At 29.9% G+C, this 26,668-nt stretch carries 25 protein-coding genes and 1 pseudogene; 10 read left to right on the top strand and 16 right to left on the bottom strand.

The features are described from left to right. Positions 1-111: 111 nt before the first annotated feature. Positions 112-705, bottom strand: a complete 594-nt coding sequence (locus B6F84_RS13025) for a Holliday junction resolvase-like protein (RefSeq protein ID WP_148692642.1) — start codon at positions 703-705, stop codon at positions 112-114. Positions 706-784: 79 nt separating this feature from the next. Continuing rightward, complete coding sequence (locus B6F84_RS13020; protein WP_148692641.1) at positions 785-2,188, bottom strand: MFS transporter; 1,404 nt, start codon at positions 2,186-2,188, stop codon at positions 785-787. 503 nt (positions 2,189-2,691) lie between these two features. Here B6F84_RS13020 and B6F84_RS13015 point away from each other — a divergent pair. Continuing rightward, positions 2,692-4,203, top strand: a complete 1,512-nt coding sequence (locus tag B6F84_RS13015) for an APC family permease (protein WP_148692640.1) — start codon at positions 2,692-2,694, stop codon at positions 4,201-4,203. An 82-nt stretch (positions 4,204-4,285) separates the two neighbouring features. On the opposite strand, the gene B6F84_RS13010 is transcribed toward B6F84_RS13015, so the two are convergent. From B6F84_RS13010 to B6F84_RS12985, 6 genes are all read right to left on the bottom strand, one after another. Beyond that, entirely contained in the window at positions 4,286-4,630 is a 345-nt protein-coding gene (locus tag B6F84_RS13010) for a nucleotidyltransferase domain-containing protein (RefSeq protein WP_148692639.1), read from the bottom strand. Beyond that, on the bottom strand, positions 4,608-5,036 hold the full coding sequence (locus tag B6F84_RS13005; protein WP_148692638.1) for a HEPN domain-containing protein: 429 nt from the start codon (positions 5,034-5,036) through the stop codon (positions 4,608-4,610). Before B6F84_RS13005 ends, B6F84_RS13010 begins: the two co-directional genes overlap by 23 nt. A 350-nt stretch (positions 5,037-5,386) precedes the next feature. Further along, positions 5,387-6,070 carry a hypothetical protein gene (locus tag B6F84_RS13000; protein ID WP_148692637.1) on the bottom strand — a complete coding sequence of 228 codons (684 nt, stop codon included), beginning with the start codon at positions 6,068-6,070 and terminating at the stop codon, positions 5,387-5,389. A 263-nt stretch (positions 6,071-6,333) separates the two neighbouring features. Next, positions 6,334-6,771: a GNAT family N-acetyltransferase gene (locus B6F84_RS12995; protein WP_148692636.1), complete on the bottom strand. Its 438-nt coding sequence runs from the start codon at positions 6,769-6,771 to the stop codon at positions 6,334-6,336. Between the two features lie 173 nt (positions 6,772-6,944). Next, positions 6,945-8,159, bottom strand: a complete 1,215-nt coding sequence (locus B6F84_RS12990; RefSeq protein ID WP_148692635.1) for a hypothetical protein — start codon at positions 8,157-8,159, stop codon at positions 6,945-6,947. Next, entirely contained in the window at positions 8,156-9,907 is a 1,752-nt protein-coding gene (locus tag B6F84_RS12985) for an AAA family ATPase (RefSeq protein ID WP_148692634.1), read from the bottom strand. Before B6F84_RS12985 ends, B6F84_RS12990 begins: the two co-directional genes overlap by 4 nt. A 341-nt stretch (positions 9,908-10,248) precedes the next feature. On the opposite strand from B6F84_RS12985, the gene B6F84_RS14135 reads away from it, so the two are divergent. The 3 genes from B6F84_RS14135 to B6F84_RS12970 all read left to right on the top strand — a co-directional run bounded on the left by B6F84_RS14135 (position 10,249) and on the right by B6F84_RS12970 (position 11,653). Continuing rightward, positions 10,249-10,509, top strand: a complete 261-nt coding sequence (locus B6F84_RS14135) for a HEPN domain-containing protein (RefSeq protein ID WP_236748977.1) — start codon at positions 10,249-10,251, stop codon at positions 10,507-10,509. A gap of 242 nt (positions 10,510-10,751) precedes the next feature. Further along, the gene (locus tag B6F84_RS12975) at positions 10,752-11,117 is read left to right on the top strand and encodes a nucleotidyltransferase domain-containing protein (RefSeq protein WP_236748976.1); all 366 of its coding nucleotides are present in this window, start codon (positions 10,752-10,754) and stop codon (positions 11,115-11,117) included. Positions 11,118-11,257: 140 nt separating this feature from the next. Beyond that, positions 11,258-11,653, top strand: a complete 396-nt coding sequence (locus B6F84_RS12970) for a HEPN domain-containing protein (protein ID WP_148692633.1) — start codon at positions 11,258-11,260, stop codon at positions 11,651-11,653. On the opposite strand, the gene cutA is transcribed toward B6F84_RS12970, so the two are convergent. The 3 genes from cutA to B6F84_RS12955 all read right to left on the bottom strand — a co-directional run bounded on the left by cutA (position 11,642) and on the right by B6F84_RS12955 (position 15,352). After that, entirely contained in the window at positions 11,642-13,822 is a 2,181-nt protein-coding gene (cutA, locus tag B6F84_RS12965) for a glyceraldehyde dehydrogenase subunit alpha (protein WP_148692632.1), read from the bottom strand. The two genes, B6F84_RS12970 and cutA, sit on opposite strands and share 12 nt — an antisense overlap. Before the next feature lie 133 nt (positions 13,823-13,955). Further along, positions 13,956-14,264, bottom strand: coding sequence for a hypothetical protein (locus tag B6F84_RS12960; protein ID WP_148692631.1), 309 nt, complete (start codon positions 14,262-14,264; stop codon positions 13,956-13,958). A gap of 17 nt (positions 14,265-14,281) precedes the next feature. Further along, positions 14,282-15,352, bottom strand: a complete 1,071-nt coding sequence (locus tag B6F84_RS12955) for a tetratricopeptide repeat protein (RefSeq protein WP_148692630.1) — start codon at positions 15,350-15,352, stop codon at positions 14,282-14,284. Between the two features lie 665 nt (positions 15,353-16,017). Here B6F84_RS12955 and B6F84_RS14130 point away from each other — a divergent pair. Beyond that, positions 16,018-16,443 (top strand): annotated as a pseudogene (locus B6F84_RS14130) (AAA family ATPase); the annotation flags it as partial. On the opposite strand, the gene B6F84_RS14195 reads toward B6F84_RS14130, so the two are convergent. Further along, positions 16,395-16,517, bottom strand: a complete 123-nt coding sequence (locus tag B6F84_RS14195; RefSeq protein WP_257788621.1) for a hypothetical protein — start codon at positions 16,515-16,517, stop codon at positions 16,395-16,397. The pseudogene B6F84_RS14130 and the gene B6F84_RS14195 sit on opposite strands and share 49 nt — an antisense overlap. Positions 16,518-16,566: 49 nt before the next feature. Between B6F84_RS14195 and B6F84_RS14125 the strand changes: the two genes are divergently transcribed. The 4 genes from B6F84_RS14125 to B6F84_RS12935 all read left to right on the top strand — a co-directional run bounded on the left by B6F84_RS14125 (position 16,567) and on the right by B6F84_RS12935 (position 19,935). Next, positions 16,567-17,277 (top strand): ATP-binding protein, encoded by a 711-nt coding sequence (locus tag B6F84_RS14125; RefSeq protein ID WP_236749126.1) that lies wholly within the window; start codon positions 16,567-16,569, stop codon positions 17,275-17,277. Positions 17,278-17,468: 191 nt separating this feature from the next. Continuing rightward, the gene (locus B6F84_RS12945) at positions 17,469-18,161 is read left to right on the top strand and encodes a transglutaminase-like domain-containing protein (protein WP_148692629.1); all 693 of its coding nucleotides are present in this window, start codon (positions 17,469-17,471) and stop codon (positions 18,159-18,161) included. Positions 18,162-18,290: 129 nt separating this feature from the next. Beyond that, positions 18,291-19,118, top strand: a complete 828-nt coding sequence (locus B6F84_RS12940; RefSeq protein WP_148692628.1) for a radical SAM protein — start codon at positions 18,291-18,293, stop codon at positions 19,116-19,118. Further along, positions 19,096-19,935: a LipS1 family lipoyl synthase gene (locus B6F84_RS12935; RefSeq protein ID WP_148692627.1), complete on the top strand. Its 840-nt coding sequence runs from the start codon at positions 19,096-19,098 to the stop codon at positions 19,933-19,935. Before B6F84_RS12940 ends, B6F84_RS12935 begins: the two co-directional genes overlap by 23 nt. A gap of 52 nt (positions 19,936-19,987) precedes the next feature. Here the strand turns inward: B6F84_RS12935 and B6F84_RS12930 are convergent, their stop codons facing one another. The 3 genes from B6F84_RS12930 to B6F84_RS12920 form a co-directional block, all read right to left on the bottom strand. Further along, the gene (locus B6F84_RS12930) at positions 19,988-21,064 is read right to left on the bottom strand and encodes an MFS transporter (RefSeq protein ID WP_187152701.1); all 1,077 of its coding nucleotides are present in this window, start codon (positions 21,062-21,064) and stop codon (positions 19,988-19,990) included. A 188-nt stretch (positions 21,065-21,252) separates the two neighbouring features. Beyond that, entirely contained in the window at positions 21,253-22,509 is a 1,257-nt protein-coding gene (locus B6F84_RS12925) for a PIN domain-containing protein (RefSeq protein ID WP_148692625.1), read from the bottom strand. 330 nt (positions 22,510-22,839) lie between these two features. After that, positions 22,840-24,402 carry a hypothetical protein gene (locus tag B6F84_RS12920; protein ID WP_148692624.1) on the bottom strand — a complete coding sequence of 521 codons (1,563 nt, stop codon included), beginning with the start codon at positions 24,400-24,402 and terminating at the stop codon, positions 22,840-22,842. 346 nt (positions 24,403-24,748) lie between these two features. Here B6F84_RS12920 and B6F84_RS12915 point away from each other — a divergent pair, with 346 nt between their 5' ends. Next, complete coding sequence (locus B6F84_RS12915) at positions 24,749-26,065, top strand: MFS transporter (protein WP_148692623.1); 1,317 nt, start codon at positions 24,749-24,751, stop codon at positions 26,063-26,065. 17 nt (positions 26,066-26,082) lie between these two features. On the opposite strand, the gene B6F84_RS12910 is transcribed toward B6F84_RS12915, so the two are convergent. Continuing rightward, the gene (locus B6F84_RS12910; RefSeq protein WP_148692622.1) at positions 26,083-26,418 is read right to left on the bottom strand and encodes a DUF2173 family protein; all 336 of its coding nucleotides are present in this window, start codon (positions 26,416-26,418) and stop codon (positions 26,083-26,085) included. Positions 26,419-26,668 lie beyond the last annotated feature (250 nt).

The following is a 26,668-nucleotide window of genomic DNA, read 5'->3' as shown; positions in this document are numbered from 1 at the left end:
CATAGTTCCTAGAGTAATTTACAGCACGTTAAATCTAAGTTGACTAAAGATAAAACTAATAAAGAAGAAAACACATCAAAAATATAGATTAAAAGCATTTAATTGTATAACTTATTCTTTTAATATTTTCTCTTTTACTTCACCAATTAAATCATTAATATTAACTACTTCATACTTAACTTTTCCAGCTTTTATTGCATCTTGAATTTTTCTTTCTCTATCAGTTAACCTAGTAGATTTTCCACTTTTTATTTCGATAAATATTATTTCTGGATCTGCTTCATCAGAAAGACCTTTAAATGCTATAAAATCTACTGGTGATCCTAAATGCCTAAAATCTTTCAAATTAACATTATACTTTTCTGCTAGAAAAACGGGAGAAAACTCTTCTCCTACTTTACCTAGTATCGTGTTTATTGATCTTTCAATAGCATCTCTCCTTATCTGTTCTTCAGTTTGCATTTTCCACTGGTTTAGAATATTTTCGTACTGTTGCTTTATTGTTTGTTCCATTTGCGTTCTTAATTGTTGAGAGTATTGTTGAACCCAAGAATTGAATGATAATTGAGCTTGTTGTTGTGCTCGAGAATACTCTTCTTGAATCTTTCTATTTAATAGAGAAATTTTTCTAGAATAATAAAAGATAATCCCTATTATGATTGCAATAAAAATAATAAAAATGAACAAAAGTATTCCATAATCCATAATCGTAATAGAGAACAAAAAATATTTAAACTTTATTGCATTTACTACAGAAAAAAGAAATTACTTAGTTAATTGCTTATTATTTTGTTTTTTCCTTTTCTTCTTTAGCTAAAGCAGATATTTGATCTTCTTTACTTGCCTCTTCTAACGATTTCCCTTTAGTTTCTGGAACAATTAGAAGAGTTATTATTGCAGCTAGTATTCCTAAAAATCCTCCTATACCAACAGCTACTCCTAAACCAAAATTTGAATCTAAGAATGGAAATATTGCTGAATTAGCTAATGCTCCTGTTCTATCTATTGCAACTGTTATGCCAGAAGCTATACCTCTTATCTTTGTAGGAGTTAATTCTACGTTAAACGTACCTGCTGCACTTATATTTGCTGGGCCTAGATTATGGAAATAATGATATCCGCCTAATATTATTGCACCTAATAATGGTGTTAAAGCTATAGGAGATTTTAGTAATACGCCTTTTAGTAAAAAGAAAAGTACTAACGCTACTCCCATTCCTACAAAGCCTAATGCTTCCAACGGTTTTCTTCCCCATCTATCCACTAATAGCATGTTAGAGATTCCACCTGGTATTGATGCTATTATTGTAATTAGTAAGCTAAACAATGCTAAATTCCTTATTCCTATAGGGTAAGCTACTAGTGCTAGTTCAAATACTCCACCTGGATTTACCATGTGATCTAAGAACCATAATATTCCAGCTATGAATATGTACTTAGCATATTTCGTAAAGTAGAAAAGAACTGGAGTTTTATCTACTATATCTCCAGCTATATTGACCTCTTTTTTAGTTACTCTCTTAATTTCTTCTTCTAATCCTTTTAGATCCCCTTTTATCCTAGCTAAATATCTTGGAGATTCTGGTACTTTTCTCCTTAAATATACGACTGATCCTGGAATTATTGCGCCTAAGCCTAGTATTATTCTCCAACTCAAATCTGCAGGTACATTCAATGACGTTAAAAGTAATGTAGTTCCTGCACTTGCTATACTTCCAATAGGTCCAGTAACTCCTACTGCAAAAGCTAATAGTTTTCCTCTGTCCCTCATTTCTGAAAATTCTCCCAACACTATTGGCGAAAGGACGAAATCTCCTCCTATTCCTATACCAAATATCATTTGTGTAATTACTAATTCTACTGCATTCGTAGTAAATGCTCCTAGTAATGAACCTATAGCAAGAAAGAGACATTCAAAACCATACACTGCTTTCCTTCCTTTAAAGTTTGAAATGAAACCAAAAATTAATGCTCCTGCAATAGCTGTCCACAATGATGCTGTTCCTAATAAAACGAATAGTAAACCAGAAGCATGAAAGATTTTAGATAAGGTATCTAATTCTATTGATACAAATGTCGTATTATAGCTTATAGTAAACATTCCTAAGCTAGTTATTAGTAAACTTCTAAAGTGATATATATTGAAATTAGATTCATCTAGTGGTTTGAAAATATCTTTTATATTCATTTCGCCTTATTTGACAAAATATAAATATTTAAGAATTCTCAATTTAGATTATATAGTAGAATAGAATTGATGTAAAGTATATACTACTATATAGAGAAATTCTAATCAAATTTGAATAATAGGAAGTAAGAGCAGATAAATTTGTACAAATGTAATAGCCTTATTTTTGTGCGAAATATTGTATAACTTAAAAATTAGCAGTTATTCAAAAAGATAACGCTAAGTACGTGTTCAACAAGCAATACAAGAAAAATCAATAAAACATTTCTATAAATATTGGTATTGCATTATTTAATAAGTCTCCTCTTTTATATTCGGCAATGAAAAAGAAATTAAGGAGATCTAAAAGATTATTATCTGTTTACGTAAAACTTATATATACTTCTCATATTGTTCTCTTATCTTTAGTGAATATTTTTTATTTATTGTTTTTATTTTCTAAAACTTTTTACTATTTTTTTCTCTTAGACAACTTTAAGAACAGGGTTTAATTAGACGTTTATATGTCAAGTAAGATTTTTGTAAGAGAATCCTCAGGTTTAAAAAAGGAAGTTTCTCTTACCGACGCGATAATGCTCAATATGGCTAACATGCCTGCTGGCGTTGCACTATTTACTTCAATATCACCATATATTTACCCTGGAGCATTAATTTGGCTAGCTGCTATAATTGGATTAATTTTAGCTATACCTCAGATCATAGTCTACACTTTTCTTGGCTCTAAAATTGCTAGAACCGGTGGAGATTACGTTTGGATTTCTAGAATTATTAATGGACCTTTAGGAGGAATTATGGCTTTCGCTTTAATGATAGAATCAACAGCGTTTTTTGCTTTGACAGCGTTTTTCTTTTCCTCTGCAGTAAGCAGTGTATTCTCTACAATAGGAAGCTTAGACGGAATTCCTTCTCTAGTATCTATTTCAAGTACTTTGACTTCATCCATCTATTCTTATGTTTTAGGAGCAGGTTTATTCACCTTTATCGTATTAATCAATATTTTCAAATCAAAATGGGGATTCACTTTAGTTTCGATATCAGGAATTATAGCATTAATAAGCACTGCATTAGCAATGATTTTAATTGGAATTAATTTACCACATTTCCACACTTCAATATCTCATTTCCTTACAGTAGAAGGAATAACTCCTCCTTCTCATTACTCTGTAGCACCTTTTAGTATTTACGCTACTTTAGGATCTTTACCACTTTTAGCTATATTTACTTATCCTTGGATTCAGGCCGTTCCTGCAGTTGGCTCAGAGTTAAAGAAGCCTGCTTACCTAAAATATGGAATATTTATTCCAGTATTAGCAACTGCCTTTATTGTTACACTAGGATTTTTACTTTTATACATAGGTGGAGGTTATTCGTTTACAAATTATGAATTCATAAATAATGGATTTACTTACACTTTTTGGACTGTTGCATTGGGTTTAACGTCTAATCAAATAATTCAATGGATAATAGGAATCGGATTAATGTTTTGGGAATTTGCAGTATTAGCTTATGGAGTAATATTTTTTGCCAGATACATCTTCGCGATGGCTTTTGATAGAATATTCCCAGAAATATTTACCAGGCTAAACAGAGCAGGATCTCCAGTTTACACTCACATCTTCGACTTAGCTTTAACTTTAACTTTCTTAGTTTTACCAGTTATCTCCATATCCGGAGCTACTTCTTTATACGGAGCTACAGTAATAGGTCCAATATACTTCTTCACAGTAAGCATTGCAGGATTTTTATATGGATATAAGAATCGTGATTCCTTCGGAAAAGCTATCATTCCAATTTCCGCAATATCAGCAGGATATTTCGTTTTTCTAACATATGAAGCTATAATAAATCCAGCGTTCGACTTCACTTATCCTAACGGACAGCCAGATCCAATAACTCTAGCTTTCGTAATAGGATCATTCATAGTTGGAGCAATAATATATTTAGTATCTAAGTATATAAATAAAAGGAAAGGATTAGAAATTGACTTAGCATTCAAAGAAATTCCACCAGATTAATGCTACTTTATCAGTAAAGTGATGGTTAGATTTTTTATAACTAGTTCAGATTATAATTAGCTTGCTTTGAATAGGAATTAAGTTAATTTATTTCAATAACATTTTTTGCATGCTTGAAATATTCCTTAGCCTTCTCCTCATCAACTACATGAATTTCCACTGGAGCATCAAAAGGTAAACCATATTTATCCATTACGTTTTCCATAATTTTCACCTTTAATTCTAAACGCTCCTTACTAGACAGAGTTCCAGGGAAAATAACTAGAATATCGATATCGCTTAAAACAGTTATCCTATTTTCTGCTACACCACCAAAAACTAATACTTTAACGTTAGGATTAATTTCTTTAGCTGACTTAAAAATCATTGTAGCGTATTCTTTCCATCTACGTAAATGCGCAAATTTATCCTTTACCCAGCTTGACACTGCTCGAAATATTTTCTAATTCATTTATAATCTTTTCTACAATATCTATAGATTCCTTAGCTTGAAGTTCATCATAATCCATATCTCCATTAATTTCAGTATATGAATCTTCAAGACTAATTAACAAACTTCTATATTCTATAGAAATATTATCAATTCTTCTAGATAATTCTTCAAAATTATTATTTTTTAGCAATTGTGATAATCGAGATAATAACGCTCTAACATAATGAGATCTAAATTCAGCTCCAAATAACTCAAAAATTACAGCTTCCAAATAAAGCTGAAGCGCTTCTTCAGCATTGAAAATTGCTATATCATATGAGCCCCTGCTAAGATCTATCTTAGCATCAGCTAGAAAATCTAGCGCTCTCCTCTTTTGTCTTTGAACTTTTATTCTACTCATTTCAACTTATTCTTAACTATATCGCTTTATTATTTACGCCAAGAATAAAGTATTTACTACTGCTAACTTGAGTAATTACAGGCTCTAAGTAGTTCTAAATCTCATTTTCTCGCATTCCTTTTTATTTCGTCAAATATTTCCTTCCTGATATATTTGAAAATTCTAATTTAGCCTTAATTTTTTAATTAAGATCTTTTTGGTAAGTGAAAAATCTGAAAAGATTTAAGCTAATTCTTTAATTGTTCTTCCGAAATTTTTGACTTGCTTCCCATTTATAACCTATGTGGTATTTTTAGTTATAATTATTCCTTTGCGGATAACGAAAAGATGATATTTGCGTCTATTAAATATCATCCATTAAAAATAGCTTGAAAAATTTTATGACCAAAAGAGTTAGGATTTACAAAGGTTTTATCTTTAGCCAGAAAGTACAACATTATACCTTGTAATGATGTTATTTCTTCCATAATCTCTTTCCTTTTGATATATGCAATTATAGGTATAGCAAAAATAAATACTGTAAAGCTTATCAAATTAATTAGTTTTCTCTCCTTAGGTGAATCCACGGTTTTTATGTTATAGTTTGTAATTTTCAATTCGTCCAATATAAAATATAGACATGTTATGAAATGAAGATAAATACTATAATAAGAAATAATGAAATCACCAGAATACTCCTTAACTTCTTCAGCAAATTTGTCTAAATTTATTCTCAATTCGTCAATTAGCTTTCCCAATTTATTTTCTACTAATCTCTTATACTCTCCGATTGTAGTATTGTGTTCTACAATAGAGTTATAAATATCAAACTCTTCCTTCATCTTTTTGTATTCTTCTGAAATAGTCTTGATAAAATCCTCATTTAAAGGGTTAGTCAAAGCCTTAACACAAAATTCTCCAATTTCTAAAATTTGACAATATTTATTTTCTGAATAATGTTCCATTTTGTCTATTACTTCTCTGGGAAATTTACGAGAGATCTTATCATTATGCTCTATGAATGCTGAAAAGGAATCCATTAACTCTGATAACATAATTTATCCACTAATAAATATAATTAGGATATAAGCTTTAGATCTAATATATGCTCTAACTAAGAAAGAATAAATTCCTCTACGCCTAAGCTTTATCTAGTGATACAAATAAATACAACTGTAAATGTAATATTCTTACTATTAATAATACGAGAGATTTAAGGAAGACATATCTATTAAACTAGGTAAAAACTCAGAGAGGATTTGCATCTTAAGTACTCTAACTCTTATATGTAAATAATAAACATCTAATGTTTTAGAAGTTAGCTAAGTTTTAGTTCTCCATAAACTTCATCTTCATCTATGCTTAATTTGAAATTTAACTTTTTGCCTATTCTTATCATTGGTTCATTTTCGGGTAAAGTGTAAAATCGAACATTCTTCAATTTTTTATTTTTAGCTTCTTCAATAAGAGCTTTCACAATTTCAGTGCCAACTCCTTGCTTTCTAAATTCTTGAGCAACTACTAGCGAAAATTCACCATCATTATATAATGTTCCTTCTCCAATTATTTTTCCATCACTTTCAGCAACTAGTGTAATATGATCGCTCTGTTTAACTAATGTCTTCATTTCATCTAATGTTGGTTTATAATAATGAAAATATCTTAAATATAGATCGTCTTCAGATAATGAATTATATAATTCAAAGATCTTCTCTACATCTTCTGGTAAGGCTCTTCTAATTTTAACTTCTAACATAGTATATACTCAAACTATACCTTAAAAACGATTGAGGAAGAGAAACTGTGCTTTAGAATTGGATGAGAGAATGTGTTATAACTAAAGATAACATAAGATATTAAATTTCAATTATCAAGATATCTTTATAAAGATTTAATACAAAAACAAGTTTTTACATACTTTAAAAATGATTAAATAAAATTTTTAAGATTTGGATAGTTATCAAAAATTCTCCTTATATTCTTAATATTTTCAATATCATCTCTAGCAGGATCAAGAATCATTAAAAAAAGCTTCTTGCCATTACGAAAATTAAAATCAACGTATCCATTATTCCTTATATATTGATCTAGTTTTATGGTTGCTTCTTCCTCTATGTCAATAGCATTTCCATTTTCATTTAATCCAGGATAAGCTAAAATAACAGTTAAAGGATCATATTCGTAAGCATATGCCATAATTTTAAATCTACTTGCAGTAATGTAGCTTACATTTGTTGAATACTTACACTCTATTATTATAGAATTTGAATTACTTATTGAAATATCAGGTCTTCCTTTAAATTGTTCTACATGGAAGTCATTAACACTTACAAGCGTAGATGAAGAAAGAGAAGAATTTAGATAAATATCTAATTTCTTATTACCTTTTTTCGCTACAAAAATGTTATTATTGTAAGAAATCTCATACCCTATACTTTCGAGAAAATTAGCCAATAGAAAGAAAACATAAATTTCATATAATTTCCATAAAGAGATTAGTATTGTTTTCCTATCTATTTTTACTTCCCCTTTAATACCAAATTCAGCTTTTTCAAGATCAGCCATGATAATATAGTCCTCGTATACATTCCTTAACCACGTCGGATCATATGCTGTAATAGGTCTAAAATATTCTCCTTTAAAATAATCAAGAATACTGTAAAGTTTATCTAATTTTACTCTAATACTGTCGATTTTCTTTCTGAAATATTCTATCTTTTCTACATTATTTTTTATTTTATTAAAAAAATTTGATGCAATATTATATATCCTATGCAATAAATAATTGAGTATTGCATATTCTCTTGCATTTCTACCTTCTCTAAATGTATAATAAGCATAAAGCCCTTGAGGAAAAACTGAAATTGTCTGTGGTACTGTTAACTCTCCATGCACATCTCTATCATATTCTACAGTGTACTCCCTATACGTTAATTCATCTTTCTTTGCTATTTCAAATTCACGTAATACGTTTGTTATTATTGATTTAAATAGAGATAGAAAAAGATAACTTCGTGTTATTTCGTCAACATTTATTAGCGTAAGATTACTTCTAAATATAGAATCTATGTTATCGATTTTTTTCGACTTATACAGAAAATAATATTTGCCTACTTTCGTTATTAACTTTTCGTGTCTATTCATTTAGATACGCCCATCCTTTCTAAACATTGACTGGAAAATTCATCATATTTTTCTAAGATTTTAACGTTTAATGTTCCTAAATTTCCTCTTAATATATCACTAAATGTCTGCAGATCTTTTTCCTCAGGCTTTAATTGTGTGTATATAGATAGTGTTTTTCTAACTGATGCTGGAGATATATTGAAGAGTAATCCACTCCTATCTTGATTGAATTTTTCTCTCAAACATGATATAAATTCCTTTATTTTATCGTCTTTTGTATCAGTAACATCTTCACTTCCCCTAGGATATTCAAAGTTAACTATGGAAAATCTTCTTACTAAAGCTTCACCTATACTAAATAAATTACGCATATCCATCAAATTCATCGTTCCAATAATCCTTATTTTTTTAAGAGGTTTATCTTTAGCTTTAGAATAATATTCTAAGAACTTTTCTGCTTCTTTATCTCTGTTACTATAACTGCAAATTTCATCAAGTAGGTTATTAGGTATTAACCAATTTTCTGGGTCACTACTGGAAAATACAGTAAACAATTCTCCAAATGCTTTATCTACATCTGCTCTGTTAATTTCATCAATTATAACTGCAAAAAACTCTGAATCACTTTCATATGCCTTATTATAAGCTTTAATAAATATTCCGCTTTTCCATGCAACGTTTCCATTAATTAATGTTTCACCGCCAATAACATCCCTTCTGAACCATAATGAATTAGCTGTAGTTAGCATAAAACAATTTTCACCACTTACATATTTAGCTAAGTTAATGGCTAATTCAGTTTTACCTGTACCCGGTGGACCTACAAAAAGTAAATTACCACTTTTTATTATGCTTACTAAAATTTCTTTTAATTTATTATGGTCAAAAGATAACGAAGTTATTAGACCTTCTGGTATTTGTAAATCTTGAGACCTTTTGCAAGAGACGTCATGCGGTTTGATAACTACAGATTCACCTAATGTCGCTACACTACTTAAACTTCTATAAATAGATAGAGTTTCGAGAACTTCTTTTTCATCCTCTATTTTGCTCTTTATAAAATTATAAAAAAGAATGAAAGGTTTAGAAGGAGACCCCTTCCTAGTATTCTCTTCATAACATTGGTTAGTAGTAATTGCTAAACTTTCTTCAGATTTATTCGATTGTGGAATTCTATATGTATTCTCTATTAATTTAAAAAGCTCATCTTCAGAAGTTTGAGTGAAATCTAATTCGCTTAATTTTGATATATTGTTTCTTATTGCAGGATCAAGATATAATATTTTGATTTTAGGTCTAATCTTCCAAATATTTCCTACTTCAGACCAATATTTGAAATTCCTGTATAGATCATATTCCACTGAGACTAATAAACCGAAACCCAATATATAGTAATTATTATCATGTTTTACTACTAAAACTGAGAATATAGGTCTTATTAAGTTCTCTTCAAGTTGTCCATCTGAAGTTAAAGAAGAGTTAATTGAATTTTTATATTTTTCAATTAATCCTTTAAATTCTATGCCAGTTTCCTTATCTGAGCCCTTATTCTGTCCAGTATCTCCCCAAATAGCGTATCCTACTTCAGCTTTAAGAGAATATTGTATCGAAGCTAACCAATGCGAAATCTTATTAGATACAAAAGCACAAATGGATAAATTTCTAGTATCCAGAAAATTTTTCAAAGTTTCGATCAACTTACTTGAATCTGATACATTTTCTAAAATTTCTAAATTTTTGCGATAAGTAAAGTAATCATTAATCATCAAACTTTATAGTAATTTCGATTTAAAAAATTACTGTCGATAAATTAAGTATACCAATGCGATCTAATACTGTACCTCGAAATAAATAGCTAAACTATAAATAAGGAATGAGCTTAATTCAGAAAAAATGAATAGAGAATAAAAATGTTAAACTATTCACAAGTCAATCAGAATATTATAACTGAACAATAATGAAAATATTTCCTCATTTTTAGTAATACATTAATAATATGAACATAAAATAATAACATAATTCGTAAATCACTGGCGCTTTACCATAATGTTTATACTCGAAATAATAAAATCTGGTTTAAACAAGAAAGTAAACCGAAAATTCATTCTTGAAGAAGCTAAAAAATAAGCCTAAATATAAAAGAGGAAAAGCAATAAAAAGAAATCCTAAATATAAAAGAGGAAAAGCAATAAAAAGAAATAAGGATAAATATTCAAGCTTAACAACGCTAAATTATTATTTCTTCACTATATATCTTGAGCATGAAAGAGTAGAAGATTTGATAAAGCAAGAAGAAAGGGCTTTAGAAGAGGCAGAATTCAATTTTCACCATGATTATTATGAATTAACATGTTTTCTTTCACAGTAGTCTGCTGAACTAGCAGTAAAAGGTCTACTTTAAAGTAAAAGTATAGAAAGAAGAGGACATTCTCTATTAAAATTATCTGAATCTTTATCTCCTTCAGAAGACATAAGGGAATGTTTAGTTTATCTAAGACAAACAATATATTCCACCTAGGTATCGGATTCGTACGATGAAGGTGCTCCCTTCGAATATTATACAAAAAGGGATGGATATGAATGTTTAAATTGTGCTAAGAAAATTATGAATTGGGTAAAGGAACAATTGCAAAGCTAATTATTCTTTTCGGTTCAAGAGCTAGAGGTGATTTTACTGAAAGTAGCGATTATGATGTATTGTACGTTGATGATGATATTCTGAAAGATCCTAAAAGAGTGGACAATCAACTTTACTTAAAGATAGTTAATATGTTTCCTAGTGATGTAGATGCGTTATTTATGAACACTGAAATATTTCTGAAGAAGCTTCACTCTTCAGATCCATTCATTCTACAAATCATTGAAGAGGGAAAAATAATTGAAAAAGATGATAGTTTTTGGGAAAAAGTTATGGAAATATACAAAGAAAAAAGGAAGGAATGGACAAGAGTAGGAAAAATGTGGATTAGGAAATGAGATAGATCGTTTTAAGTAAAAATTTATAATTTAATTCCATTTTAAAACATGATAAGAAGAAATTATAAGTTTAAATGAAATTAGTAAATATTCTGTAGGATAGCAATAGGCTTACTATCCTTATCTCCTTTAATATAAGCATGGACTTATATGAAAGATCTTTAAGATACTTGATTATTTCTAAGACTGCTTTAGATAACTCATTTTATGACGTTTCTTCCACTAATTGCGCAATTTCGGCAGAATTAATGATAAGATCGGTCTATAGTCTGCTAAGGAAGGATCCTCCGTATTATTCTTTTCATCATATTAGAAAAATTCTTTCATCTTTGTCTTTTCATATTCCAAGTTTTGAAGGCGAGATAACAAGACTAATAAGAGAAAATAGAAAAGAATTCGTAATAGTAGAAAGCTCTAGAAACTTAGGGCAATATTCTGATATAACGAAAGAAAATGCTGAAATATGTATAAATACTGTAGAAAATAAATTATTGCCTTTAATAAAAAGGATAAGAGAAAATATTTTAAATCAATAGTTCTGAACTAATTGGTAGTTTTGTTATCCTTTTTCCAGTAGCTTTTTCTACTCCTCTAACAATAGCGTTTAATCCTCCGATAGTTGCGCCTTCTCCTACTCCCTTTGCTGGAATTGGAGCTTCTGAAAGACCTTTTTCTATGTAATTCCACTTTAAGTTAAAGGATTCTAAGGACGAGGGAATTAGGTAGTCTGAAAATGAAGAGGTTAGCAAATTACCCTGTTTATCGTAAATTATCTGTTCTAAAGTAGCTTCTCCAAATGCTTGAATTGCTCCACCTTCTACTTGACCTTCTGCTAACATAGGATTTATTACTTTCCCAATATCGTCAATTACTGCGTAATTGTGGATCTTTATTTTTCCTTCTTCTGTTACTTCGACTAAAGCTATGTGAGAACCATATGGGAAAGTGTAATTGTCAAAACCAAATGATGCTGTAGCCTCTAGTGTTGGCTCTGCTTTATGAGTCCAAATGCCTCCTAAATTTGAGGTTGCTTTCATTGCAATTTCTTTTAAGCTCATTGATGCACCAGATTTAGGATTTATTACTTTTCCATCTTTATACATTAATTCTTCTGGATCTGCATTCATGAAGTCTGCTGCTAATTTTATTATATTTTCTTTTAATTTCCTAGAAGCTAACAGTGCTGCATTTCCTGCTAAGGTTAAACTTCTGCTTCCATAAGTTCCGAAACCGTTTGATAATTTGTCTGTATCTCCCCAGGTTACTTCTACGTCGTCAATATTTACGCCTAGTTCATCAGCTACTATTTGAGCTACTCCAGTTCCAGTGCCTTGTCCGTGAGGTGCTGCTCCTATTACTACTTCTACTTTTCCATTAAATAGTACTCTTACTGATGCGCTTTCCCAAGGTCCGAAATTGTTTTGTTCTATGTAAAATGTTAATCCTACTCCAACTCTTTTTCCTTGTTTTCTAAGCTCTTCTGCTTGTGTTTCCATCTCTCTATAAGTTTCTTCTACTTTGTAGAGTAGTGACTTGTAATCGCCTGTATCATATTTTAGCCCAAATGGATTAACGTAAGGGGTAGATTGTATAACGTTTAGTTTTCTTATTTGTATTGGGTCCATTTTTAATTCGTCGGCTAGAATGTCCATCATTCTTTCATAAACGAATGCCGCTTCTGGCCTTCCTGCTCCCCTATACTGATCTAATGGAACTTTGTTAGTTAATACTCCGTATACGTTAACTAATGCGTTTTTTATATCGTATGGTCCAGTGATTAATGTTCCTGCAATGTCTGCTAAGTAAGTTCCGTGCCATGCAGCTCCCAAGTCAATAATTAAATCGTCTATTATTGCGTTGACTTTTCCGTCTTTAGTAGCTCCTACTTTTACTTTGTGGATTTGTCCTCTTCCGTGGTAAGTTGACATTAAATCTTCGCTTCTAGTATTTATGAACTTTATTGGTCTTTTGTACTGTAAGCTAGCGTAGACTGAAATGAATTCTTCGGCATAAGGAAATAGTTTGGAACCGAATGCTCCTCCTACGTCTGCTTGAATTACTCTTATATCTGTATTAAAAACTGGGGATAAGTAAGCTTTCATGTAATGAGGAGATTGAGTTGATGCATATATTGTTAATCTGTCCGGAGAATAGTCAATTACTAATCCTCTTGGTTCCATTGCTGATGGATATACTCTGCTTATTTCTATTTTCTCTTCAATTTTAACGTCAGATTTTTCGTATTCTTTTTCTGGGTTTCCTCCTTTGTAAGTTTTAGAATAAATTACATTATTTTTGTCTTCCACAGCTCTAGTCTCGTTTTTTAATGATTCTTCTGGATCTATTACTGCGGGTAATTCATCGTAATCGTAAGTTATGTAATCCAATGCGTCAGCTGCAGTGTATCTATCTGTAGCTAAAACTGCAGCAATTGGTTGTCCAACGTAAAGTATTTCGTCTTTTGCCATTGGGAAATTTCTTGGTCTGTTCTCTACCGTAAGATTTAAGCCAGTTATTACGCCTACTACTCCTTCCAGTTTTAATGCATCAGAGTAGTCTACTTTATTTAATTTAGCGTGTGGTGTTCTACTTCTTAAAATTGATAAGAAAAGTTGGCCTGGGATATTAATATCATCTACGTATCTTCCGTTTCCAGTGATTAATTTTAAATCTTCTTTTCTTTTTATTCTCTGTCCAACGTACATATGGAGAATTATTCTTGATTCCTAATAAAGGTTATAGATAAAGCTTACAGCATTAGAAAGGGGTTAGTCGTTTTTTCCTTTATTTAATATTTCTTTTTTTATAAAAACGAGTTGAATAATCTGAAGTTAACGTTTATTGAGAATAGAATCCGTCGTTTACTTTTCTTTCAATTTCTCCTAATAACTTGAGGTTTATCCACGCTCTGCCTAATGTTCCAATATTTTCTTCATCTATAGATATTATTACATTATTAGGTTCTCCTCTTACTCTGATCAAAATAACTTCTTCCTTGTGAAAATGAGATTTCTTGATTCCTTTTAGTAATGTATCGTTAGTGTTTCCGTTGTTTTCTACTTCCCAACCGTCTTCTTTTAAGGAATTAGTCAGATCTTCTATTAATTTTCCTATATTTATGTTTTTATCTGTAAAAGCTTTTTCCATAAACTTTCTTTGTGTAATCAATTAAAAGTTTTAGCTTTTTCTTCTGCTCTTTTCATCCAGTATAGATACTTGTCTTCTGATGATAATTCGTATGCTTTTTTAAAGTTCTCTGTTGATTTTTTAAATTTTTTTAACTTAAAATAACCTAAACCTAGATAATAGTAAAATTCTGCTTTGCTATTAAATAGAACTCCTACTTCCAAGTTTTTTACTGCTTCGTCTAGTAATTCTTCTTTGCTTGTCATTTCTATAAATCTGCCATATTGTATCATTGCTTCTTTCATTAGGCCTTTTTTAAATAGTAAATGAGCATAAGTGTAATAATTTATATCATCGTAAGGATTGATTTTAATTGCTTTATCAATTTCTTTCAAAGCTTCGTCTAATTCTCCTAGATTTTCTAAGATTACTGAAGCTAATTGATGGTATTCGCTTTTATTACTTAATGAAATTGCTTTATCAATTTCTTTCAAAGCTTCGGAGAATTTACCTAATTTTAAGAGTGATAATGCTGAATAATAGTAAAGAAATGGGTCATTTGGATCTATTTTTTTCTCTTTTTGAATTTCTTCTAAAACTTCTAGGTAGTTTCCAGAAGATATGCGAGAGATTATTCTGTTCTTTCTTTCTCTAGTTATGCTATTCTTCATGTTTAAATATACGTGATTATTAGGATCTAATTCTAAAGCTTTATTTAGCTCTTTTAATCCTTCTTCATTATTTTTTAGTTGAAAATAAGCTAAACTTAAAGCCCAATGATATTTTCCTTCATTAGGATTTAGGCTTATTGCTTTTTTGAATTCTAGTATAGATTCGTCAAATTTATCGTTTTCAAATAATGAAGAGGCTAATCCGAAATGGTATTCAGCATTCTTTGGATTTATTTCAACTGCTTTCCTAAAATAGTTCAAAGATTCATCGAATCGACGGAGAGAAATTAAAATTACTCCAGCCCAATAATAATAGTCTGCTACGTTAGGATCAAACTTGATTGCACTAAGAACTTCTTCAAAAGCTTGATCTAAAATTCCTTCTCTATAAAGCTCCATTCCTCTTTGAAAATGTTCAATAGCATCACCAATATCCATAATTATATGTAGTTAAAGGAAAATTAAAACATTAAACAGCTAAGAATATAGAGATTGATATAACTAAATTTAACGCGTTTTTCATTAAATATTAAGGTTTACTGGATTAAGAGGTTCTCTTAATTAAATGACTTTTTGAGTTAATGTGAGAAAGACCTTGTGAATATCTTTCAGCTTCCTATATTCTGATCTTATTAGCTGAAAAGGATCAGTTAAACTAAAATAGATATAATTTGCTAGATGAAATTTTTACTATGTTTTTATAGTGTGTATCATTTGGAAACTAGACGTTAGTTCTACGAGGTGTTCGTATAAAGAGAAAAATCTTATTTTTCAGACCCTCCATAAACTAAATTTATACTAAACAAATAGGAATTAGCAGAAAATATATAATAATTAAAATAATATTGAAAAAATAAAAGTCTAAAGGAATTAGTCCCAAGCTTCTTGCAGTTCTATTGATTATTTAGATTATATATTAGCAGTAACTCTCTTTTAGAAAGAGCAAAATCTAATTTATTTAGAGTTATGAGTAATGTTTTATATATTTCATCTTTTAGGGAATTATTGTAATTAAAATTTCCATAGACTGGTAAGATTAAACTACCAGTTTTAAGGTAAAACTGGTCAGATAGCTATAATAACTTATCGTAAAATTTGGTATTGTGAGAATTGAGGACTTTAAGTCAGTTATTGCAGAATTTCTCACTACTGATTTACCGCCTACCGTTAACAGAGAATTGGAATTACCATTAGATACCAATTACATTATTACTATTACTGGAGGAAGAAGAGTAGGGAAAACCTTTATCCTTTTTAACACAATAAGAAAAATAACTGAAGGAAAAGCTAGTAAAGACGAAATTATTTACATAGATTTTGAACATCACGATTAAAGAACTTGAACGCACAAGATCTAGATGACATGTTATCAGCGTTTTATGAACTTACAGGTAAAAAACCTAAGTATCTTTTCTTAGACGAAATTCAAAAGCGTTAAGGATTACGGAAGTTGGTTTAGAAAAAGGATAGATGCAAAGGTTTACCTTTCTGGATCTTCCTCAGTTTTAACTCCGTTAAAAATTGCAGAAGAACTAAGAGGAAGAAGCATAAACTTTGAAGTTTTTCCACTCTCCTTTAAGGAGTATTTATCTTTTCTAGGCATTAATGTAAATCCAAAATTAGCATTTTATACGGAAGAGAAAGGAAAGATCTTGTCTCTTCTGAGGAACTATTTATATTACGGTGGATATCCAGCAGTAGTTTTGGAAAAAGACGTTAATTTGAAAAAGAGATTACTTCGCTCATATTTTGATTCAGTTGTAATAAGAGATATAGATGAAAAGTATGGAGAAACTTTTGCAACTTACATAATTTCAAACTACTCTTCTCTTATTTCATATAACAGAGTTTACAATTACTTCAAATCCATGGGTTATTCCATTAGTAAAGAAAAAGTTATTGAAATGTTTAATAAAGCAAAAGAATCTTATTTCCTCTTTGAAGTAGAAATATTCAATAAAAGTGAAAATAAAAGAAAAGCAAATCCTAGAAAAGTTTACGTTATTGATAACGGCTATAGATTCTCTTTAGGTTATGAATTCTCGATATCTAAAGCTATGGAAAATATAGTATTTCTTCAGTTAAGAAGAGAAGGAAAAGAGGTTTATTACTGGAAAGAAAATGGAAAATCTGAAGGAGCAGAGATTGATTTCGTTGTAAGTGAAAATTTTGAAGTAAAAGAAATAATCCAAGTAACATATGCAGAAGATAAAGTTGAAGAAAGAGAAATTAAATCTTTGAAAAAAGCTGAAAAGGAACTAAAACCAGAAAAAATTACACTCATAACATGGAACATTAATGGGAAAATAAAAGATTATGATGCAATTCCATTATGGTACTGGTTACTAGAAAGAGAAAAATAAAATAAGTTGTAGAGAGTGAAACGCCATTTTACTTGAAAATATTTTTTCATTATTTTATTCATTCTACTTTTTCGGTTAATTCTCTTACGTATTTTTCTCTTCATAGCTAAATCAGAGTAGTTAAGGAATCTTGCTTTACTTCTAAAAATTTAATAACATTCCAAGCTCTTTTTCTCTTTAAGTCAGAAGTCATGCTACAAGTAGAATCTATAGTCAAAGTCCCTAAAGGTAAATCATCTGGAGATTTACTTATGCTTCCTCATCCATCTCAAAAAGTTTATGATCTAGAAGTAGATTTTCCTAATTTCTGTAGAATAAATAAAAAGCAAGATAGATTTGGTAATATACATTTAATATTCTCATCTGAATCTAAAGAAGATTACGAAATTTCAATCAGATATAAGATAGAACCAACTAATGTTTCTGAATCTAAAGGCGAAGAAAAAGATTTTCTTTCATCATCACGATACGTTCAAGTAGAGAAATTTTCTAAATTAGAAAATCCTATCGTAGAAGGATTAAAAATCGTGAAAACTAAAATTCAATATGTAAAAAATGATAACGTTAAATCTGCTTCATATTCTTTGCAGAGAGGGTATGGCGTCTGCGTTAATTTTGCTCATGCTTACATAGGTTTTATGAGAGCTTCTAATATTCCAGCTAGAATAGCTGTAGGAATTCCTCCTATTACAACTAACGAAGCTCATGCATGGGTTGAAGTTTACAATTCTGGAAAATGGATTTCTGTTGATCCTACCGCTGGAATAATTGGTGTAAAATATGTAAAATGGGCTATAGGAATGGATGAGCATGATACTAGAAGTGTAATAAAGAGCCAGAAAAAATTTGAATTTACGAGTTTTCATAAAGTCTCTTCTATTTAATTTTTGAAAAAAGAAATTTTTCTCAAATGATGGAAAAAGAAATATTACTAAAAATAATGTTTACTTAGCAGACAAAAAATTAGGTTCAATTTTAGAAAAAGCTATTAACGTATTAACATCTCTAATCTCATGCAAGTTCTTTTATCCGCTGGGACTTACTATTATATAAGAAAGGGAATAAGAGTAAGCAATACTGCTTACGCTTTACAGTCTGGAGGATGTTCAGGCACATGCAAGTTTTGTTCTCAATCCCTCTCAAATAGAGCTGATAAATTTTACTTATCTAGGGTTAAATGGTTTCCAGTTAACTTAGACGAAGAAAAAGAAAAATTTTCATCATTTTCTAGATTTTGTCTTCAAACTGTTATAAAGAAAAATTTTGAAGATGAAGCAATAGAAATTCTTGAAAAAGTAAAAACAAAAGGAAAATCCATAACTACTGTTCCAATAACAGATGATTATTTAATTAAATTGAAAGAAATAGGAGTAGATTATTTAGGTACGGGCTTAGATACTGTAGAGAGATTGTGGAATGAAGTAGGAAAGCCATTTACTTTCAAAGAGTACATGGATTTCGTAAAAAGATCAGTCTCAATTTTTGGTAAAAGACACGTTTACGTTCACTTGATAGTAGGCTTAGGAGAAAAAGAAGATGAGATTATTAATTTAATGAAAGAGATTTATCAAATTGGAGCAGAAGTAGCTCTATTTGCCTTCACTCCTGTTAAAGGAACTGCCTTTGAATCTTTATCTCCTCCTAAACTAGAATATTATAGGAAAATACAAAAGATAAGATACAATTTATCCAATGATAAAGAAGTAAAAGAAGATGAAAAATTAGCTTATTTGACGTCTGGATGTCCTTCTTGTGATAGACCTTATTATAATGAAGATCCTTTAAAAACCTTATATAATATTCCTTTGAGGGATTATCATGAAAGCGTTCACCACGATTAAAAAATTTAACGTAATTAGCGTTAGCGGTGGTACTTGCTCACTTAATTGCTTCTATTGTACTACAAAATACATCCAATCAATGGAACCAGCTAATGAATCCCTATATAAAATTATAAAAGAAAGATACGAAAAAGGAGTAAGAGGATTCTTAATCAGCGGAGGATTTAACGAAAAAGGAGAACTAATTAATATAGAGAAAACTTTAGCAGTTCTAAGAAAAATCAAAAATGAATATAAAGATGACATAGTTTTCAACATTCATCCTGGATTAGTTAGAAAAGAAGTAATAGAAGAAATGTCAGACGTAATAGATATGGTAGACTTCGAATTCGCTTATTCTGAAAAAGCATTTTTAAGCAAAGGTCTAAGAGGAAGAAAAAGAGAAGATTATCTGGACGTTTTACAGAATTTAATTGATTTAGGTCCTAAATACATAGTGCCTCATATAATGTTAGGATTACCTCATGATGAAGTAGATGAAGCAATAAAAATAGCCTCTTCAATGAAGCCTTACTTAATTAACTTTTTAGTTATGATCCCTACTCCAGGTACTCCTTCTAGTAAAATCGAATTACCTAAATTAGATGAAATAATTGATAAAATACGTTTAGGGTCAGATCTAATGAATAAAAAAATAAGTTTAGGATGCATGAGACCTTATAAAATGAAAGAAGAACTAGATAGAACCTTCATAAAAGAAGAACTAGGAGAAAGAATATCAAATCCTACGCACAAAGTGATGAAAGAGTTTAATCTAGAAATGTACGATGCTTGTTGCAGTCTACCAGAAAAATATTTTCCTAAATTCAAAATGTAAAGGAAGAGATAAAAAAAGAACAAATTTCAAATGCTAATTCACATTTATTCCATCATCCTCCTATTTTTATTCTCCAGTCTTTATTAAACAGTAAAAATATTCCAAATACCAAAGTAGTGCCAAAACCTAATAAAGGAACAGCATAATATGCTATACTGTAAAGTAAGCCAGCTACTCCTTCATATGCTAATCTAATACTATTAGTTACTATTTCATCTATACCTAGGATACTACCGTAAACCTCATTCCTACTCATTTTTAATGCAGTGTAAAATATTACAGCATATAAAGAATCTCCAAATCCAACTCCAAATAATCCTAATCCTACTAGCCATGGATCTTTAGGAATAAGAGAAATAAATACGAGTAAGTACGATAAAATGGAACCAATAGCTAACTTAACACTAGAGGTAATTTTAGTAGAAACCCAGCTTCCTATTAATCTACTTAAACTTCCTACAACTTCAGCTACGGTATATTCTATTGCAGTACCATGCATTAGCTGGATTAATGCAGCAGGGAAAAAATACACCATACCTATTCCGCCTTCAATTATTGAAAGAGGAAAAAAGACAGAAAATATTGTTTTATTTGAAAAATACTCTTTTATCCCTTGACTGAACGATATTACTTTTTTACTCCTTTCATTACTCATAAAACGTGAGAGTATTATAACACCAATTTCTGAAACTATAGCCCCTATTCCAGCAGTCCAAACTTGAAAATAAGACAATAAGATAGGCCACGATAAAATGCCTGCAATTTCTAAGATTTCTTTACCAAGTCTAATATAATAATAACCTTTAGCTATTTCTTCTTTAGGAATTTTTTTGAATATTGTAGTTTCTGTCACTTGAGCTCCTAATGTAACGTTAGCCCATCTTGCTAAAAAGAAAATAACTGCAAGTAAAGGATTATCAAGATAAACAAAAAGAGCACTCAATAAAATAGATGCTCTATTAAGGACTGAATAGGTTAAATACATCTTTCTGTTATTATATTTATCTGCAATGTATCCTCCAATATATGAAAAACCCAGTTTACTTATAGGTTGAGCCGCAGCTACAGGAACATAAAGAAAAGGATTATTTATGACTTTATAAAGTAACCAATAAAGTGTTAATTCCATAATAATAACTCCATAAATTGTAAAACCGTTAAAAATTGCATACTGCTTTACGCTATTATCCATCAAATTAGAAAAAAACTAGAACATGCTTAACTTTTACTTTCCTACGAATAAACCTAAAAAAATCCGTCAAACTATGAGATTTTAAACTCTGTTTTTCATAATACAGACCAGAATAAAATTCCTCATTACTGATTTTTTACAATTTCATAAAGCTTCTCTATTACTTTAGCATAATTTAATTCTTTATTCTTTGTTACTACTTTAGATTTACCTTCATGAAGTTGATAAGGTAGAATTTTTACTGTCTCTTCTCCATTCAATTCTATAGATAATTCTTTTTTAGCATTATCATGTGGATCAGTATATTCGCTTCTATACGTTAAGCAAAATAGTAACTCTCCTATGTCTCCTTTGCCATCTTTTAGTGTATTTAGAAATATAGATTTTACTTTATTGCTTCCAGCTACATAACTTTCCTGTCTATCAGCAGTAATTAAAACAAGTTGTTCGCTAATATTATCCTTTATTTTCTTAGCCTCTTCTATAAGAGGAATATCTCCAGATTTATTGAATTCACTTATCGGAGGATTCCTGTGAAGTAAAGTATATGAGTACATACCTAAATGAAAAAGTATCGTTTTTCCTTCCTTTTGCGTATTTTTAGTCTTATTTAGTAATTCATTATATACACTCTTAGAAGCTAATAGCTTGCCCTTAGTTAGCCAACCTAACCTATTTCCTAGTTTAATATATGTATTAGTATCTGCAAGGAAAAAGCTATCTTGTTTTTCATACTTTTCTACATCCTTCTCTTCGTCATATTTTTTAAAACCCGATCTTATTAAACAATTATTTATATAATCATCTCTAATATCAGGCTTATCTAAATTAAGATCTTCATCTCCTACTAAAATGTTAAGTTTACCATGAAGAGAAAGTAAATTATATAACGAAGTTAATCCCTCACTGTTTAAAAAAGATATTTCATCACCATCTAACGTAGAAGGTGGTTCATAATTTACCTCCTTACCGTCCCTTATATTATATACTTTTATCTCTAAAGGTGAAACATATCCAAAAACATGATATCCCTTTCTTTCCTCCTTAAGATAAGCATATCTCACTTCTTTAGCTTTACTGTAATTATTTGCAACTATAGCCATATACTTCCTGCCTGGAGTTATGTCTAGAATATCTATTTCCTCATTACTCATTTTATCCTTCCAATCAGAAATTTTATCACCAATTACTATCTCCCTTATTTTCGAGTCAATTCCCAAAAGTTTCAAAGTATCCTTCAATTTTTCACTGAAATTTTGCCTTGGATCGCTTTCTTCCCTGTAAATTCTAATTTCATTAGGTTTTACACCAGTAAAAATTTCCGTCATAATTGCGTCGATTGTAGTAACTGACTTATCCGAACCTAAAGTAGCAAGTATCATGAATATAATAATGTATAAAGGTGATAAAAAGTCCTAAGTGCATTAATCTTTTTTTCATGATTCTCTTTATTTGAACTCCACAAATTGAAAAAATCGTTATATTGATAAAAACTATTTTAATCCAGAAAGAAAAGTTTTAGAAGTTTATTTCCATATAATTATACCTTTAGAGACTTGATGAAGTATATCTTCAAGTGAATTTTCTAATAATTTATTAAGTTACAATTTTCTCGGAAGAGATTTAATACCTATATGAGGACGTTTCTTATCCTTATATTTCTTCATACACAAGAAATTTTATTATCTCTGAAATCTTCGTAATTCTTATATTTATTTTGTGTTAGAAGATTTTTTCAGATTCCATGTAGATATTCCAATAATGATAATAGTAAGAATAGTAAGTATAATATCATCATAAGAAGAAATAGTATTCAACTTAGATGAAGTAGTTTTAGACAAAGTAGTAGAGGAAATTATTGTGGAAGTAGATTTTGATGAGGAAACGGATGAAACAGTAGTAGTAGAAGAATGTGAAGAAGATACGGAACTACTTGACGAAACAGAAATTAGATTAAATAATATGTAAATAACCATGCTATTATCTAAATAAAACACACCAGAACTATTTGAAACTGAATATCCATTAGGAGGATGAACAACATAGGAATAGTAACCTTCAGGTTCAATAAACGTTATCATATTAGATGTAGAAGTCTTTGTAGAACCATTCAGTGTAACAGACCAAGATATACCTGATAAACCAGTCTCTATAAAAGAAACATAATAAACCCTTTCTTTTACAATTATAGAAACAGTACCAGAAACATAATTCGAAACATATACATAATCATTAGAAGAGACAGCAAAGCAAGGAGCATCTCCTACTTGCACAGTAGCTATTACAGAAGTACCATTAATGATAGAAACAGAATTAGAAAGATGATTCACTACGTAAACATAACCATTGGCGTAAACAGCATATTCAGGATCATTTCCTACTGATATATTAGCTATTAACGAAGTACCATTTATAACTGAAACACTATTAGAACCCTCATTCAAGACATAAATATAATTAGCATAAACAGCTACCACTGGATTACTTCCTACCGAAATATTAGCAACAACCGAATTTCCTTTTATCACAGAAACAGAATTAGAATCTTTATTTACTACATAAACATAACCATTAGCATACAAAGCATATACCGGATCTTTTCCTACTTGTATAGTAAAGATAACTGAAGTACCGTTAATAACAGAAACAGAATTAGAAAAACTATTTGGCACATATATGTACCCGTTGAAAGGATCATAAGCAGGATATCCAGGTTCACATCCCACCGTAATGTTAGATATAACTGATGTACCATTAATAACAGAGACAGTACCAGAAAAAGCATTTACTACGTAAACATAACCATTAGCATAAACAACATACAAAGGATACTCTCCTACAGTTATATTAGAGATAACTGAAGTACCGTTAATAACAGAAACAGAATTAGAAAAATGATGAGTTACATACACATAGCCATCAGAAGGATCATAAACAAGATACCAAGGATTATTTCCAATCATTACATTGCCTATTACTTTTGTCCCATTAATTATAGAAACATTACCATAATCTGACACATAGACAAATCCATTAGAAGGATCATAAACCTCATAATTAGGATCTTCTCCCACTTTTATTGCATATGTATAAAATTTTAATGAATAATTATCTGAAAACTCTTGATTGTTTAAATTATTTTGATTTACATTAACATTATTCATATTATCGATTAAAGCACTACTATTCAAAGTCAAATTAATAGAGTATACTGCTATTAATATAACAAATAATGATAAAATACAAAAAGCAATACTGCTTCTCGATACTTGCATGAAAGACTTACTATTTACTAGTATTTAACTTTTAAAAATAAGGAAAGTTTATAACTAGATTTAAAGGGCAATTAAAAATATGAACTTCCTTTCGTATCTAACTTCCCTTAATTCACATAAGAATTAAATAAATTATCATAAAAAATCTTTTAACTGATAAAAACACTCCAAACAACCTAACTTATTCCTATATTAGACAGGAAAAACATTTTAACACTCTATAAAATACACGTCAAATACCCTATCTTTGATATGAAATTTAAAAAGTAATCTAAACATATATATTTATTTCATGTTTTTATAATAAAAATATTTATTACTATCCTAAGTGTACTCATGCACTGCAATGGATTACCAAACCTTCATAAAAATTTTGTATATATCTACTGCTATAGGTGCATTTACAGACATTTTTGACACAAGCATCGTGGGGGGAACGTCTGCAAGCATCATAACATCATTGAAACTAACAACACCAGAATTTGGCTTACTTGGATCTATGACGTTTGTAGGAGGAATATTTGGAGCATTAAGCTTCGGATTCTTAACAGATAAGTTAGGGAGAAAAAGATCCTTTTTACTGACATTATCTTTATTCGTTATCTTTGAATTACTATCAGGATTAGCTCCTAATTACTTGTCTCTCTTACTTTTTAGAACAATTGTAGGATTCGCAATAGGAGCAGACTATGTTCCAGCAATTACCTTATTAGCAGAATTCGTCAAGCCGAAAGTAAGAGGATCCTCGTTCGATTTCTTCTGGATAATTGCAAACATAGGAGCATTAGCTTCTTATCTTATAGCATTTTCCTTAATACCTTTTGGAGTAAACCAATGGAGAATCCTTTTCATTATAGGAGCAATACCACCATTATTAGGATTAATAATAAGATCCAAATTACCAGAAACTCCAAGATGGTTAATAGCAAAAAACAAAACTAAAGAAGCTGAAAAAGCTGCAGAAGAAGCAGGAATAAGCAAAGAAGAAATACAAACATATGAAAATTATAATGAGAATCCGATAAAATTATTAAAACCATATATTATAAGCATCACCATCCCATTATTCCTTATAATGTTTCTAAATATTCCACCATCTGGAATGCTAGAGTTAACTCCATTAATATTAACAACATTGAAAATCTCAAAAGCAGACTCCTTACTGTTTACCAGCGCAGCTTGGGTGACACCAGTAATTATCGGAAACGTAGTAGCATTCAAACTAATTGACAGACTTGGAAGATTTAAAATGCTCGCCATAGGTTCTATAGGTCTTGCTATAGCATTATTTTCAATGTATGCTTTCTCCTCCTTACTATTTAACATATATATGATATTATTTTCAATGGTTGCAGGAGGAATATTACAATCCTTCTTCATTCCTATCATTTATTCATTATCTACAGAATTATATCCAACTAATATTAGAGGATTAGGGCAAGGAATTAGCGTGTCAGGAATAAGATTAGCAGGAGTTATTGGAACTTTTGGAGGATCTCTACTGTTATCTTCTTTTGGAACTGCAGGAATATTAGTAGGATATGCTGTAATATCACTACTAGCCTCTATAATTATAATATTCTGGCTAGGAAATAAAATAGAAACTAGCGGTAAAACATTAGAAGAAATAAACAGAAAATTCTTAAAAAGAGAAAAATATTAAAAAATGATTCTTTTTCTTTAACTTTGTGCAACTTCCATTAAAGTCTTGAATATTTCTGAAAAATCGGCTTTTGATAATTCGACAAACACTCCATAGTTACCCATTACACATACTGCATAATCTCCAGCTGCTACTGCCCAACCATGGAATGGCGTCCATTTCATGCCTGATAATTTGCTAAATCCTTCTGCTTGCATTTTCCCCATCATTGTATTTGCTGCAACCATCATTGCAACCATTTCTGCCATTTCTTTTTGTATATTCCCCTTATAACTTACTAATTTTCCATCTGGCGTATATTCTCCTGCAGCTATTGCTCCCTTTAATCCCATTAGACGATCTAATTTATCCATATTTGGTCAATATATATAAGTATGTTTTGATTATATAAATTTTATGATAAATAAATTTTTGTTTGAAAACATTAAAAAATAAATGATATTCGAAATACATGCAAACTGTATGACAAATGTAAATATATACGTGTTGATAAAGTATGTTAAAGAAAAGAAAAGAGTTTATAAATTAAGAAATAGCATCTCCTACAAAAGAATAAGAACTCATGTAGAAGAGTTAATAGATAGAAATCCTAAAATTTTACTT

Source organism: Acidianus manzaensis (assembly GCF_002116695.1).
GTDB lineage: Archaea > Thermoproteota > Thermoprotei_A > Sulfolobales > Sulfolobaceae > Acidianus > Acidianus manzaensis.
This window is presented reverse-complemented; position numbering and strand designations above follow the sequence as displayed.